Consider the following 14,548-nt stretch of genomic DNA (forward strand, 5'->3'; position numbering starts at 1 on the left):
TTCCATATGGTATTGGGGCGCCACAACTCGTCACAAGTTGATTCTTCCAGTATTCGTTTCCCTCATCTACTTTCCGGTCCGAGCCCGATGGGGAGCGCAGCAGTATTGCGCGCGGGCGAGGGGGCAAGATGAGCCATACGGCGCGTCGGCCGGCCGCCAGGCCGGTTGGGGATCGCGAACGGCACCCGTCTGGGTGGGTGACGTGCCTGGCGGGGGGCATCGGCCTGGCGGCGCTCGTCTGCGGCCTCGCCGGCGGAATGCGGGCGGCGCGAGCGGAGGATGTCAGCGGCGAACTCGAACGGCTGCAGCGCGCCACGAGCGGCGATCCTGGCCACGATGCAGGCTCCTCGTTCGCAGCCACGGCAGGCGGGGCGGCGGCCGCCCTGATCTATCGCGCCAGGGGACGGATCGGCCGGGACGGGCTCAACGGCCCCGTCATCGACATCAAGTCGAGTGGCGGCAACGGAGGCGGCGGGTCGGGCTCGCGGCCGCCGGGGGCCGGCGGCGATGGCGGGGCCATCACCTTCAACCAATTCGGGATGGTCGCCGGAGCCTCGGCGCCGGGTGGGCTGATCAGCCTGTTCTCGCAGGGTGGCAACGGCGGCGGCGGGACGAGCGGCCTCGATGGCACGAATGGGCAGAGCGGAGGCCGCGGCGGCGATGTGAGCCTGGCGCAGTACGGCACGATCGTGAGCCCATCCGGTGCCGGGGGCCAGCTTGTCGTGTTGCGGTCTGTGGGGGGGCAGGGCGGCGTCAACACGGGCAGCGGCGGGGCCGGCGGCAAGGTCAGCCTGATCCAGTCCGGCGCGATCAGGACCGGCGCGGTCCAGACCAACGGCCTGCCGCTGATTTCGCTCCAGTCGGCCGGTGGCAAGGGCGGCGATACAGGCACCCGTGACGGTGGCGTCGGCGGAACCGGTGGGGCGGTCGCTTTCACCCAGTCGGGCGCGCCCATCGAGGCGAGCGGCACCCAGGCGAGCGCGGGCGTACCGCTCATCTGGCTGGTGTCCCAGGGAGGTCAGGGCGGCGACGGCCGCACGGCAACGCAGGCCGACAGCACACCGATTCTCGTGTGGCGCGGCGGCAGCGGCGGCGCCGCGTCCTCGGTCGCGGCCGACCTCGGGGGCAACGTCACCACCAGGGGCGACAATTTCGCGGCTGTGCGCGCGACCTCGCAAGGCGGCGCCAGCGGCCGCTACGGCAACGTCAAGGGTCGGGCGTCCGGTTCGGCCAGCGTCGGCGGCGCCGCCGGCACCGTCTCGGTGACGATTGCGGCGCGTGCAACCGTCGCCACCACGGGCGCGCACGCGCCGGCCGTGATTGCCGAGGCGCGCGCCGGGCAAGGCACGGACGCGGCAGCCGCCTACTTCGCCAAAGGCGGCACGGGCGGCAGCGTCGTCGATACCCCGACGACGCCATCCGTGCGGTTCGTCAACGACGGCGTGGTGAGCACGTCCGGCGCCAATGCGACCGCAGTCGTGCTCCAGAGCGTCGGCGGCAACGGCGGATCGAGCCGCTCCGGCGACGGCGAGGGCGGCGCCGGCGGTGCCGCGGGGCGGATCGTGGCGATCCAGCACGGTGCGATCAGCACCATCGGTCCCTATTCGTTCGGAATCGTCGCGCAATCGATCGGCGGCACCGGAGGCCGTGGCTCCGGCGGCCTGTTCATCGGCGACCCCGGCGGCCGGGCGGGCGACGGCGGCGCGGTCACCGTCGCCAACGTTGGGGCGATCACCACCCAAGGAGAGGGGGCGACGGCCATCGTCGCCCAGAGCGTCGGCGGTGGCTCCGCCCTGGATGCGTTCCAGTCCCAGGCGATCCTGCCGAAGGGCGTCAAAGCGAAGGAGGGCGTCGGCGCGATCGACGTGACCGCCGGGCCGGGCGGCGGCCAGGGCGGCGACAGCCTCGGCTACTTCTTCGCCCGCGGCGGCGACGGCGGCTCCGGCGGCGACGGTGCCCTCGTCAAGGTGCTGAACGAAGGGCGCATCACGACCGGCGGCGATTCCGCCTATGGCATCCTGGCGCAGAGCGTCGGCGGCAGCGGCGGGGCAGCCGGCGACGCGATTGCTGCCGGCGCATTTCTGTCCGTGTCGCTCGGCGGCCATGGCGGCGGGGGCGGAACGGGCGGCGCAGTCCAGGTGGGGAGCGAGGATGGCGCGAAGGCGTACGTCGCCGCGACCGCGGCGGGACAAGCCAGATCGCCGTCGATCGAGACGTCCGGGGCCGACGCGGTCGCCATCCTGGCGCAGAGCATCGGCGGCGGCGGCGGCAGCGGCGGCTCGGCGATCGCTGCCTCCGGCGGTGTGCTCGGGGCGGTCTCTGTGTCCGTTGGCGGTTCGGGCGGCCAGGGCGGTGCCGGCGGCACGGTCGACATCTGGAACACCTCGGCCGTGACGACGGCCGGCGCGGGTGCCATGGGCATCGAGGCCCAGAGCATCGGGGGCGGCGGCGGCAACGCCGGCAGCGCCCGCTCCTACGCGGTCGCCGTCGGGGCTGGCTACATCCCGGCGGTGGCGGTGTCCGTGGCGGTCGGCGGCAAGGGCGGTGACGGTGGTGTGGGCGGCGCAGTAACCCTGCACAACTTCAACGCCATCACCACCAAGGGGGCGAGCGCCAACGCCATCGATGCGCAGAGCATCGGCGGCGGCGGCGGCAGTGCCGGCAACGCCTTCGCCTATGCGCTGGCGGTGCAGACCAGCGCGCTGCCGTCGGTGGACGTCAACGTCGCCGTCGGCGGCTCCAACGGCAAGGGCGGCGCCGGTGGCAAGGTCGCCGCCGAGAGTGACGCCCTGATCGAGACGTTTGGAAACGATTCCAAGGGCATCAGCCTGCTGAGCGTCGGCGGCGGCGGCGGCAGCGGCGGCACGGCCCGCAGCGTCGAGGGGCTCGCCAGCTTCTATGCCAATATCGGCGTTCCCGTCACCATAGGCGGCAAGGGCGGCGGCGGCGGCGCCGGCGACGAGGCCAAGGTGGTGAACAACGGCTTCGTCCACACGCTGGGGCAATTTTCGAACGCCATCGACGTGAGCAGCATCGGCGGCGGCGGCGGCAAGGGCGGCAGTGCCGACAGCGCGGCCGCTGCCGGTCTGGGCTATGAGGGACCGGGCGCCGCCACCATCGGCACGCTGGTCGACGCCCTGCCCATCGCCAAGTCGATCACCGCCGACGTGACCATCGGCGGCGGCGGCGGCAAGGGCGGGGCGGGCGGCGCCGTCATCGTCGACAACAATCGCGCGATCTTGACCGAAGGCAGCAACTCCACGGCCATCGCCGCCTACAGCATCGGCGGCGGTGGCGGCAGCGGCGGCGGCTTCCAGGGCGGCGGCTCGGGCACGATCGCCGCCAACGTCCGTATCGGCGGCAGCGGCGGTGACGGCGGCAACGGCGGCACCGTCACGGTGACCAACGCGGGCAACGCATCCATTTCGACGCTGGCGAGCGGTTCGCACGGCATCTTCGCGCAATCCGTCGGCGGTGGCGGCGGCAACGGCGGCACCTTCACCGGCACCCGCAAGAGCGCGGCCGTCGACCGCCTGACTGCCAATCCGAGCGACTGGACGACGTGGCTGCCCATCGCCAACATGCTCGCAGGCGAGCTCACGCGTGCCAACGACGTCGGCAAGATGGTGTTCGCCGCCACCCCGGTCGAACGGCTGCCGGGCGAGAGCGATGCCGACCACCGGGCGCGCCAGGCCAAGGCCAACGAGTTCAAGATGTTCAAGGACCCGATGTTCGACAAGGGCTCGTCCCTCCAGAACATCATGGACAAGGCCCCGGCCATCACCGCCATCCTGAAGGCGGCGACAAGCCTGGTGGATCCCAAGAAGACCGTGGGCGAGAAGATCGATGCCGGCGTTGCCGCGCTCCTCGCCACGACGGTGACGGCGCTGGGCGACAAGGTCGGCGACGCGTTGAAGAAAGCCGGCATCGGCCAGGCGGCCAAGGACAAGCTGAAGGGCACCACCTGGGGCTCCTGGCAGGAGGACTACCCCTCGGTGGCCGTGAACGTCAGCGTCGGCGGCCGGGGCGGCGAGGGCGGCAGCGGCGGCGCGGTGACCGTCAAGAACGACGGCAGCATCACCACCGCCGACAGCCTTGCCTACGGCGTGTTCGCGCAGTCGGTGGGCGGGGGTGGCGGGGCCGGCGGCGGCGGCCTGGCGACGGGCGAGAACATCCTCAACGTCGACGTGTCGGTCGGTGGCTCTGGCGGCAAGGGCGGCAACGGCGGGGCCGTCGTGGCGGACAACAAGGGACTGATCCTCACGGACGGAGCCGCATCCTACGGGCTCTTCGCGCAATCGATCGGCGGTGGCGGCGGGGTGGGCGGTGCATCGAGCGCCGAGAGTTCGCTCTCCTTCTCCGTCAACACCGTGATCGGCGGCAACGGCGGCACGAGCGGGGCCGGCGGCACCGTCACCGTGACCAACAGCGGCACCATCGCGACGGCGGGGCGCGACGCGCACGCAATCGTTGCGCAGTCGGTCGGCGGCGGTGGCGGCGTCTACTTCAACAACCTGAAAAGCCCGCGCGAGCTCGAGCTCGAGCGCAAGCAGCGGCTCGCCGCCGAAGCGGACGCCAAAGCCAAGGGAACGACCCTCACGGGAAACACCTTGACGCCAACCGAGACCGAGCAGGCCCGCCAGGCCGAGGCCGCGATCGAGGCCACCAAGACCTTCTTGCAGAGTCTGGGCATGGATGCCGGCGGCACGGCCGGGGTCGACCGCTGGTCGACGATCCTGCCCAATCCGCAGGCCTCGCTGACCATCGGTGGCAACGGGCGGGCCGGCGGCAACGGCGGCGCCGTCGGCATCACCCACACCGGCCATATCACGACGAGCGGCATCGCCGCGTTCGGCATCCTGGCGCAGTCGATCGGCGGCGGCGGCGGCTTCGGCAGCGACGCCACCAACGGCTGGCTGCCGGTCAACGTCGCCATCGGCGGCGCCGGCGGCGCCTACGGCAACGGCGGCGCCGTCACCGTGTCGCTGGGGCGCGAGGCCAGCGTCACCACATCCGGCGCGGGGGCGCACGCCATCTTCGCCCAATCGATCGGCGGCGGCGGCGGCTACGGCGGGACGGCGCTCAACCAGATCCTGCCGAATTTCGTCAACCGCAGCGGCGGGGGCGGTGCCGGGGGTGCGATCACGCTGTCGCTGACGCCCGGCGGCGGCGAGTCGCGTCTCGCCATCGTCACCACCGGCGCGCGCGCCCACGCCATCCTGGCCCAGTCGCTCGGCGGCGGCGGCGGCATGCTGGCGAGCCTCGCCGGCCCGGCCATTCCGGTGGCGAATACCGTCTCCGATCGTAGCGGCGGCTCGGAGAACCACGGCGGCAAGATCACTGTCGCTACGGCCGGGACGATCTCGGCGACCGGCGCCGATTCCTACGGCATTTTCGCCCAGAGCGGCGTGCAGGCGGCCGACGGCTCGATCTCGGTGCCGGTGCCGCACTCGACCCACGTCGGCATCTACTCGCGCACGACCTACGACCACCTGGGCGGCGACATCACCATCAAGCACATCGGCGACATCATCGGCGGCTCGGGCTCCGGCGCCGCGATCCGCATCGACGGCGGCGCCAGCAACACGATCACCATCAACCAGGGCTCGACGGTTGCCGCGGCGTCGGGCACTGCCATCGTCAGCACCTGGGGGCGGGAGGCGGTCGACAATTCCGGTACCATCGTCGGCAACGTCGATCTGACCAGCGGCGCCACGCTCAACCTCGGCGTCTATGAGGTCAACAGCTTCCACAACCAGGCGACCGGTGTTCTCCAGACCGGCGAGATGATCCGGCTCGGCCGGCCCCTGAACGGCATCAGCTTCGTCAACGACGGCGTCGTCAACATCGGTGGCACGGGCGTCATCTCAACGACGACGCTCACCGGCAACTTCACGCAGACCGCGGCCGGCCGCCTGCTCGTCGACATCTCGCCGCCGGCGACGGCCGCCGAGCTCGCGGGGCAGGCCGGCCCCTGGCTGACCAGGCCGTCGCCGGCGCCGTCGGGGCCGAGCAACCCAGTCGCTCGCTTCTTCGCAAACCTGTTCGGCGGTTCGGCCCCGGCTCCGGAGCCGGTGCAGATCGCGCCCCTCCGCGCGAGCGACCTCCTCGAGGTTACCGGCAGCGCGGCCGTCGACGGCACGATCGTTCCCAATGCCATCACCTGGTTGCTGCCCGGGGCCTACACCATCGTCAAGGCCGACGGCGGCGTCAGTGGCGCACCCGTCGTGGCCGGCGCGCAGCCGGTCGCCGTGCCGATCACTTGGGATCTGGTCAATGCTGGCACCAGCCTGTCGCTCATCCCCAAGGCGGACTTCGCCAATCCGCGCGGGGTGAGCCTCACCACGGACCAGCAGTCGGCGGCGCAGCAGCTGCAGAGCGCCTGGGATGCCGGCTCGCTTGCCCAGGGCACCGCCTTTCCGCGCTTCCTGTCGGTCGCCGCGCCGGCGCAATATGCGGCGGCATTGGATGAGCTGAACCAGGAGTCGAGCCAGTACACCGCGACGACCAAGGTCCTCGGCGTGCAGGCCGCGCTGCGGGCGCCGCTGAGCTGCCCCGCCTTCGCGGGGGCGGGAACATTGCTGGAGGAGGGGGAGTGCGTGTGGGGTCGCATCAGCGGCGGCTACGCGCGCATGTCGCCCTCGCGGGACGACGGCGGCTACCGCCAGAATGACACCACCTACAGGATGGGCGCCCAGACGGAGGTGCGGCCGGGCTGGTTCATCGGCGCCTCCGGGTCATACACCCGGGGCGACATGAAGGATCCGGACGGCATCACCGGAACGGGCAGCGACGCCTATGACGGCTCGATCGCGGTCAAGCACCAGATCGGCCCCTGGCTGTTCTCGGCTTCGGCGACCGCTGGCTACGGCTGGCAGCGGAACCTCCGTTCGATCAGCATCGGCAGCACCGGCGCCACGGCCCTGAGCAAATCAAAGATCCTGACCCTCGGCGCCCAGGTGCGAGGGGCCTATGAACTCACCTTCTCCAACTGGTACATCAGGCCGTACGTCGACCTGGCGGCGCTCTATCTGCGCACGCCGTCCTACACCGAGTGGGGCGCGCCGGGGCTCAACCTGAACGTCCTGAGCCAGAGCAAGACGCTCTACTCGGTCAGCCCCAACGTCGAGATCGGCGGCCGCTTCGACCTCGCCTCGGGCTACTGGCTGCGCCCCTTCGGCACCGTGGGCTTCACGCTCCTGTCGGACGACGGCTTCGTGGGCCTCGCCGCGCTCCAAGGCAATGTGGATGGGGCCTTCGCGACGACCTCGCGCGTCCCCGACCGGCTGCTCGACGTGGGGCTCGGCGTGCAGATCGCTTCCGGCACGGGGCTGGAGTTCACCGCCGAGTACCAGGCTCATACGGGGCGCGACTACCTCGCCCATACGGGCACCGCCCGGCTGGCCTGGCGGTTTTGAGGCATGCTTCGGCCGGTGCGGCCTGCGCGGGTCGATACACGGCGATCGTGGCGCCTCCGCGAGAGAAGGATCAGCGCAGGCGGGATGCAGTCGGCGGCGCGCACGATTGCCTGATGATGAGGGAGGTGCCGAACTTGAGACGACGGGGCGGATCCTCCAGCGCGTTGTCCAGGCGATCCAAGAGAAGCCGGGCCGCCTCGATGCCGATCGCACGGTAGTCGACGTTCACCACGGTGATCGGTGGGGTCGCCAGCTCGGACAGTTCGGAGTTGATGGATCCGATCACCGAGATGTCCGCCGGAATGCGCAGGTTGCTTGCGGCGATGGCACGCATGACGCCGGGAAGCATGGCGACCCCTCCGGCGATGATCGCGGTTGGGGGATCGCGACCATTCAGCATGGCCGTCGACTCGACGAAGGCGTACTCGGGCGTGAAGTTGCGCGCCCGCATCAGGCGACGATCGACGGCGAGGCCGGCGGCTGCGAAGGCGTCCTCGTATCCGAGAAATCGTTCCCGACCGGGACGTGTCTCCAGGCTGCCGGTGATCAGCGCGATACGTGCGTGACCAAGGTTGAGCAGATATTCGACAGCCTGCTGTGTGCCTTCCCGGTAGCCGAGAATGATCGCGTCTGCGGTCCCGGTCGGCTCGCGGTCCAGCAGGACGATGGGCACGCCAACCTCCTCGCGCGCGGCCACGAGATCCTCGTCGTTCTCGGACATCGTGCTCATGATCAGACCGTCGATCCGTCGTCGCGCCAGGGAGTTTAGGATGCCGAGTTCGCGATCCTTGCTGTCCTCGGAGGCGGCAAGCATCAGGACGTAGCCGGCATCATAGAGGATTTCCTGCGCGGATTTGATGAAGTGCGAGAATCCGGGAACAGTGATGTCGCGAATGATGATGGCGATCGCCTGCGTCGTCTTGAGACGCATGCTTTGCGCAACGGCATTAGGACTGTAGCCAAGGATCGAAATTGCTTCGAGTACCTTCACGCGTAGTTTCGGATTGACTGTCGCGTTGCTGTTGATGACCCGCGAGGCAGTGCCCAGTGATACTCCCGCGGCCCGAGCGACATCCTTGATTGTCGGCTTAGGCACGCGATCCCCCATCGATGAACGTCAGGCCTTCCATAAGCTCGCTTCCAGTCCTGTGCGCCTCGGTTGTCCCGTGCAAGGGGACAAGCCTTACAAGCAAAGGCGCGCCGGAAACGCAATGGAGTGCGGGAACGTTTCATACGAAATTCGCATCAGGGGCCTGATTAGGCGAATCCGCGGCCCTGCCCGACAGGCCCGTGCGATGCCACAGGCTGGAGAAGACCGGCTGGCGTCTCGGGAATGACAGAGAAGATCAGCCGACGGCTTTGCCGGATTGACAGCGCGATTTCGTCATGTAACGTTTCATTCAAGAAGCGCACTGGGAGGAATTGATGGAGCGGGACGTCCGCATCTGGCACCAGAGCATGACCGATCTGACCCGCCTGCCGGGATACAGCGGCATGCTGCGCGAGCACGCCCTGCGCGTCGGCGACGGCGAACTTCGCGTCGATCTCCATGGCCTCGACGCACGTACCTATGCGGACGGCGTTCCGCCCGTCGCCATGTGCGGCTACCCGTGGTTTCAACACTTAGCCGACGTGCAGATCGTCGAGAATGCGATGGCGGCCGAGCGCGCCGGCTATGATGCAGTCGCGATCAGCTGCTTCGTCGATCCCGGTCTCGAGCTTGCGCGGAGCGTCGTCGACATACCGGTGGTCAGCTCTTGCGAGACCTCCCTCATCGTCGCCAGTGCGGTCGGGCGTTCCTTCGGGCTCATCACCTTGGATCGTGCGATGGTCCGGATCCTGACTACGCTGGTCCGGAGCTACGGCTATGCCGACCGGGTCGTCTTCCTGTCCGCTTTCGATCCGCCGGTCGATGAATTCGAGCTCGACGGAGCCTTCAAGGGATCCAGAGCGTTGATCGACCGCTTCACGGAGCTGGCACGACGCGCGATCGCTGCGGGCGCCGATGTGATCATTCCCGCCGAAGGCGTGCTCAACACCGTGCTGGTGCGAAACGGGATGCGCGATATCGACGGTACGCCAGTCCTCGACTCCTACGGGTCACTTCTGCGCTTCGCCCACCTGCTCGCCCGAATGCGGGAGCTCACCGGCTTGCGAACGGGCCGATCCGGAGCGTATGCGCGGCCATCGCCCCAGATCGTAGATGGTATCGGAAGGCTGACCTCGGATATATTGATGAAATGCGCAAGAGACGCTGCGCTAGTGTGATCTGTACATCTTAGAACTACTTCTCAACGCACGCTTGGAGCGGTGCGAATAATCCCGTGCGCCGCTCCACCACGGCCGCGCACGACACTTGACCTCATCGTCGGGAGACTTCTGTGAACCTACAGGCCAGGCCGGACGAGCGCACGGCGCCGACATCGGCAATCGCCGCCGCTGCGGTGGCGCTGCGTTTCGAGCATCTGCCCGAGCATGTCGTAACCTTGGCGGGCCAATGCCTGCTGGACTGGATCGGGGTCTCGATCGCGGCGGCCGACGAGCCGGCCGTGCGTATCCTCGTCGAGCAGGCGCGCGAGGAAGGGGCGCTCCCGCGAGCCTCCCTTGCCGGCCACAATGGCAAGGTGTCGACGCGCCAGGCCGCGCTGATCAACGGCGCGGCTTCTCACGCACTCGATTTCGATGACGTGAACGTCACAATGGTCGGGCATCCGACCGTGGCGGTCATGCCGTCGGTCCTGGCCTTGGCCGAAGCGCGGGGCGCGACCGGCGCCGATGTGGTGGCAGGCTTCGTTGCCGGTTACGAGGCGGCCTGCCGCGTCGGCCACATGGTGTCGCCGGGGCACTATGCCCGTGGCTTTCACGTGACGGCGACCGTCGGCAGCCTGGGGTCGGCTGCCGGCTGCTCCAATCTGCTGCGGCTCTCGTCCCAACAGACGGCGCAGGCCCTGGGCATCGCCGCGACGCAGGCGGCGGGGCTGAAGTCGATGTTCGGCACCATGTGCAAGCCGTTCCATGCCGGCAAGGCGAATGAGAACGGCTTACTCGCCGCGCAGCTTGCGGCGCGCGGCTTCGAAAGCCGCGCCGATGTCATCGAATGCGAGCAGGGATTTGCCGCGACCCAGTCGTCCGACTTCGCGCCGGACCGGATCTGGCCGCCCGGCGCATTCCACATCACTGAAAATCTCTTCAAGTATCATGCGTCCTGCTACCAGACGCATGCGGCTATCGAGGCGCTGCGCGCGATCAAGGACGCCCACGGCCTACAGCCGGCCGACGTCGCCGGCATCGTCTTGATGCATGACGCCGGCGCCGACACGGTGTGCAATATCCACGAGCCCCGCTCCGGCCTCGAGGCGAAGTTCAGCCTGCGAATTCTTGCGGCATTCGCCCTCGCCGGCATCGATACGGCGCGCGCCGAGAACTTCAGTGAAGAAAACGTCACGGCGCCGGAGCTCGTGGCGCTCAGGGAGCGGGTCGAGGTCCGCTTCACCCCGGACTGGCCGATCACCAGAAGCGAGGCCGCGGTGCTCCTCAAGGATGGCCGAACGCTGACGGCGGCGCACGATAGCGGCATTCCGGACGCGGATCTCGCCCGTCAGGAGGCCCGGCTCAGCGCGAAGTTCATGTCGCTCGTCGAGCCGCGCCTTGGTCGCGACCGCGCCGCACGGCTTGCGGAGCTCGCCCTGAAGGTCGGCAGCCTACAGAGCTTGGACGAGATGATGTCCTTGATGTCAGCCCAATAGTTTGAGGAATCGTGATGAGCATAGACTTTCGATCGCAGGCGATCGAGCGGCCGCGCGGTCATTGGTATGAGGACTTCGAAGTCGGAACCGAGTTCGTGCACCACTGGGGACGCACGATCAACCAAAGCGACAATTCGCTCTTCTCGACGCTGACGCTGCATTTCAATCCCTTGTACTACAACGTCGAGTTCGCGCGCGAGCATGGGCACCCCTGCGAGCAGGTGAATCCCATGCTGGTCTTCACCACCGTGTTCGGGCTGTCGGTCGAGGATCTCAGTGAAAACGGCGGCGCCTTTCTCGGCGTCGAGGATCTGAGCTTTCGCCGCCCGGTCTATCCCGGCGACACGGTGACGGCCCGCTCTTCGGTTCATGCCCGCCGGCTGTCGGAGAAGAACCCCAAGCAGGGCATCTGCACGTGGCACACCCGCGGGTTCAATCAGCGGGGCGAGGAAGTCATCGACTTCAAGCGCACCAACCTGGTGTCATTGAAGCCAGCGGGGGCGTCGGCATGACCATTCTGAGCGAGGAGCGGCGGCTGATCCAGGAGACGGCCCGCGAGTTCACGATGCGCGAGGTCCTGCCGGTCGCCAACCGGCTCGATCCCGAGCAGGGCGACATCCCGATGGCGCTGCGCGAGAAGATGGCCGAACTCGGCTACTTCGGCATTCTGATGCCGGAGGAGTATGGCGGCCTCGGCCTTGGCGCCTTCGAATACTGCCTCGTCGCCGAAGAGCTCTCGCGCGGCTGGATGAGCGTCGCCAGCATCATGGCGCGCGGCAACGGCATGATCGGCTGGGAGCAGATGTCGGAGGAGCAGAAGCGCCAGTATCTTCCCCGCATCGCCCGCGGCGAGTTTCTGGGTGCTTTCGCCATGTCAGAGCCCGGGACGGGTTCGGACATCTCCGGCTTGTCGTGCCGCGCGGTGAAGGATGGCGACAGCTACCTGATTACTGGCAACAAGTACTGGTGCACCTTCGCCGACGGCGCCGACTATCTGATGGTGATGGCGAGAACCGCGCCGTTGACGCCGGAGCGCCGCTACAACGGTATCAGCATGTTCATCATCCCGAAAAAGCGGGGCGAGCTGCCGCCCGGTGTGTCCGGCGCGCCCATACCGAAGATCGGCTACTTCGGATTCAAGACTTGGGAGCTGGCCTTCGACAACTGCCGCGTTCCCGCCGAGAACCTCGTGGGCGAGGAGGGCAAGGGCTTCTTCTACGCGACAAGGGGGCTCGAGATCCCGCGCGTCCACACCGCGGCCCGCTCCATCGGCCTTGCCCGCGGCGGCCTGGAAGACGCGATCAAGTACGCCAAGGAGCGCGTCCAGTTCGGCAATCCCATCTCCGAATTTCAGGCCATCCGGTTCAAGATCGCGCATATGGCGGCCGAGATCGAGGCCTCGCGCCAGCTCATGTACCACGTCTGCGAGCAGATCGACGACGGCGGCCGCTGCGACGTCGAAGCCGCGATGGTCAAATACCTGGCGGCCGAGATGTCCGAGCGGGTGACCAGCGATGCGCTGCAGATCCACGGCGGCGCCGGCTACACCAAGCTGTACGCCGTCGAGCGCTACTGGCGCGATGCCCGCCTCACGAAGATCTTCGAAGGCACGTCTGAGATTCAGCTGCGCATCATTTCTGACAGACTGCTGGGGAAGCCGAGCAAATGAGCATGCAGGCCCTGACGGGAAACAACAACTACTTCGAGGATTTCACCGAAGGCGAGGTGCTGAAGCATCGCCGCGGCAAGACCATCGAGCCGTTGGAGAACGTGCTCATCACCAACATGGTCATGAACACCGCGTCGAGCCATTTCGACGACGTGGTGATGAAGGACACCATGTTCGGCAAGCGCCTTCAGTTCGGCGGCGTGACCGCGTCGCTGATTGTCGGCATGGCGAGCCAGGATACCTCGGAGAACGCTCTGGCCGAGCTGGGGCTGACCAAGATCCGCTTCAAGGTGCCGGTGTTCCACGGTGACACGCTGTACGCCTACACCCAGGTTGTCTCGAAAGAGGAGGCCGACCGCGCTGACGCCGGGGTCGTCACCTTCCGGCATTGGGGCGTGAACCAGCGCGACGACGTCGTCTTCGAGGGCGAGCGCACCGTGCTGGTCAAGCGGCGGAGCCACTGGAGGCGATGATGGCCGATCCGGGTTCATCCGGCGCGCTGGCCGGTCTGCGCGTCCTCGACCTGACGCTGATGCTGGCCGGCCCCTATGCGGCGATGATGCTCGCCGACCAGGGTGCGGACGTCATCAAGGTCGAGCCGCTCGAGGGCGATTATGTGCGCAGCGTCGGCCCCTACCATCCCGACGACCGCACGCGTGCCTTCGGCGGCTATTTCCAGAGCGTCAACCGCAACAAGCAATCGATTGCGCTGAACCTCAAGGAACCCGAGGGGCGCCAGATCCTGCTGGATCTGGCTGCGACCAGCGACGTGCTGATCGAGAACTTCCGTGCCGGCGTGATGGACCGGCTCGATCTGTCCTACGAGACATTGAGCAAGGCCAACCCCCGCCTCGTCTACGGCGCGGTGCGCGGCTTCGGCGATCATCGCACGGGCGAAAGCCCCTACGTCTCCTGGCCGGCTTACGACGTCGTGGCTCAAGCCATGGGCGGCCTCATGGGCATCACCGGGGCCGACGACGGCACGGTGGCCAAGGTCGGCCCCGGCGTCGGTGACATCGTGCCGGCGATGTTCTGCGCATTCGGCGTCCTGGCGGCCGTCTACCGGGCTAGGGAGACCGGGCGGGGTCAATTCGTCGACGTGTCGATGGTCGACAGCGTGCTCGCGCTGTGCGAGCGCATCGTCTACCAGCACTCCTACCAGGGAAAGATCGCGGGGCCGGAAGGGCACCGTCATCCCTTCCTCACCCCCTTCGGCATCGTTCCCTGCAAGGACGGCTACGTCACGCTGGCCTGCCACACGGATCTGTTCTGGAGCCGCTTCTGCGCGCTGATCGGACGACCGGAGTGCGCGACCGATGCCTGCTTCGCCACCGAGGATGCACGGCGCCGCAATGCCGACGGCACCTACGCCATCGTGTCCGAGTTCACCACCAGGCATACCAAGCACGAGCTCATGGAGCGCTTGGGGGGAAAGGTGCCGCTCGGGCCGGTCTACGACGTCGCCGAGATCCGGGCCGACGATCACTTCGCCGCCCGCAGAATGATCGTCGAGCTGCCGCATCCCGGCTGCAGCGAGCCGCTCGCGATCGCCGGCGTCCCCGTCCACATGACCGAGACGCCCGGCGGGGTTTGGAAACGCGCGCCCATGCTCTCGGAGCATGCCGAGACGGTGCTGGATTCGATCGGCCTGGGCGGCGAGCGGCTCGAGGACCTGAGGTCCCGCGGCATCGTCGGCTAACGCAAACTGTCGGAAA

The 14,548-nt window shown here is 68.2% G+C and carries 8 protein-coding genes; 7 read left to right on the top strand and 1 reads right to left on the bottom strand.

Translation table 11 applies throughout. From position 1 onward, the window contains the following. Nucleotides 1-128: 128 nt before the first annotated feature. Nucleotides 129-7,418, top strand: a complete 7,290-nt coding sequence (locus IEW34_RS30915) for an autotransporter outer membrane beta-barrel domain-containing protein (RefSeq protein WP_188610048.1) — start codon at nucleotides 129-131, stop codon at nucleotides 7,416-7,418. 70 nt (nucleotides 7,419-7,488) lie between these two features. Here IEW34_RS30915 and IEW34_RS15170 read toward each other — a convergent pair whose 3' ends face one another. Then, nucleotides 7,489-8,526 carry a LacI family DNA-binding transcriptional regulator gene (locus IEW34_RS15170; protein WP_188610049.1) on the bottom strand — a complete coding sequence of 346 codons (1,038 nt, stop codon included), beginning with the start codon at nucleotides 8,524-8,526 and terminating at the stop codon, nucleotides 7,489-7,491. 317 nt (nucleotides 8,527-8,843) lie between these two features. On the opposite strand from IEW34_RS15170, the gene IEW34_RS15175 reads away from it, so the two are divergent. From IEW34_RS15175 to IEW34_RS15200, 6 genes are all read left to right on the top strand, one after another. Next, nucleotides 8,844-9,686, top strand: a complete 843-nt coding sequence (locus IEW34_RS15175) for an aspartate/glutamate racemase family protein (RefSeq protein WP_188610050.1) — start codon at nucleotides 8,844-8,846, stop codon at nucleotides 9,684-9,686. Nucleotides 9,687-9,799: 113 nt separating this feature from the next. Next, the gene (locus IEW34_RS15180) at nucleotides 9,800-11,164 is read left to right on the top strand and encodes an MmgE/PrpD family protein (protein WP_188610051.1); all 1,365 of its coding nucleotides are present in this window, start codon (nucleotides 9,800-9,802) and stop codon (nucleotides 11,162-11,164) included. 14 nt (nucleotides 11,165-11,178) lie between these two features. Further along, entirely contained in the window at nucleotides 11,179-11,676 is a 498-nt protein-coding gene (locus IEW34_RS15185; RefSeq protein ID WP_188610052.1) for a MaoC family dehydratase, read from the top strand. Continuing rightward, nucleotides 11,673-12,833 (top strand): acyl-CoA dehydrogenase family protein, encoded by a 1,161-nt coding sequence (locus IEW34_RS15190; RefSeq protein ID WP_188610053.1) that lies wholly within the window; start codon nucleotides 11,673-11,675, stop codon nucleotides 12,831-12,833. Before IEW34_RS15185 ends, IEW34_RS15190 begins: the two co-directional genes overlap by 4 nt. Continuing rightward, nucleotides 12,830-13,306 (top strand): MaoC family dehydratase, encoded by a 477-nt coding sequence (locus IEW34_RS15195; protein ID WP_188610054.1) that lies wholly within the window; start codon nucleotides 12,830-12,832, stop codon nucleotides 13,304-13,306. Before IEW34_RS15190 ends, IEW34_RS15195 begins: the two co-directional genes overlap by 4 nt. Beyond that, nucleotides 13,306-14,532 carry a CaiB/BaiF CoA transferase family protein gene (locus IEW34_RS15200; protein ID WP_188610055.1) on the top strand — a complete coding sequence of 409 codons (1,227 nt, stop codon included), beginning with the start codon at nucleotides 13,306-13,308 and terminating at the stop codon, nucleotides 14,530-14,532. Before IEW34_RS15195 ends, IEW34_RS15200 begins: the two co-directional genes overlap by 1 nt. Nucleotides 14,533-14,548 lie beyond the last annotated feature (16 nt).

Source organism: Chelatococcus reniformis (assembly GCF_014640075.1).
Lineage (GTDB): Bacteria > Pseudomonadota > Alphaproteobacteria > Rhizobiales > Beijerinckiaceae > Camelimonas > Camelimonas reniformis.

Coding starts and splice junctions, on each gene's coding strand:
- IEW34_RS30915 (WP_188610048.1), top strand. CDS start 129: ATGAGCCATACGGCGCGTCGGCCGGCCGCCAGGCCGGTTGGGGATCGC.
- IEW34_RS15170 (WP_188610049.1), bottom strand. CDS start 8,526: ATGGGGGATCGCGTGCCTAAGCCGACAATCAAGGATGTCGCTCGGGCC.
- IEW34_RS15175 (WP_188610050.1), top strand. CDS start 8,844: ATGGAGCGGGACGTCCGCATCTGGCACCAGAGCATGACCGATCTGACC.
- IEW34_RS15185 (WP_188610052.1), top strand. CDS start 11,179: ATGAGCATAGACTTTCGATCGCAGGCGATCGAGCGGCCGCGCGGTCAT.
- IEW34_RS15190 (WP_188610053.1), top strand. CDS start 11,673: ATGACCATTCTGAGCGAGGAGCGGCGGCTGATCCAGGAGACGGCCCGC.
- IEW34_RS15195 (WP_188610054.1), top strand. CDS start 12,830: ATGAGCATGCAGGCCCTGACGGGAAACAACAACTACTTCGAGGATTTC.
- IEW34_RS15200 (WP_188610055.1), top strand. CDS start 13,306: ATGGCCGATCCGGGTTCATCCGGCGCGCTGGCCGGTCTGCGCGTCCTC.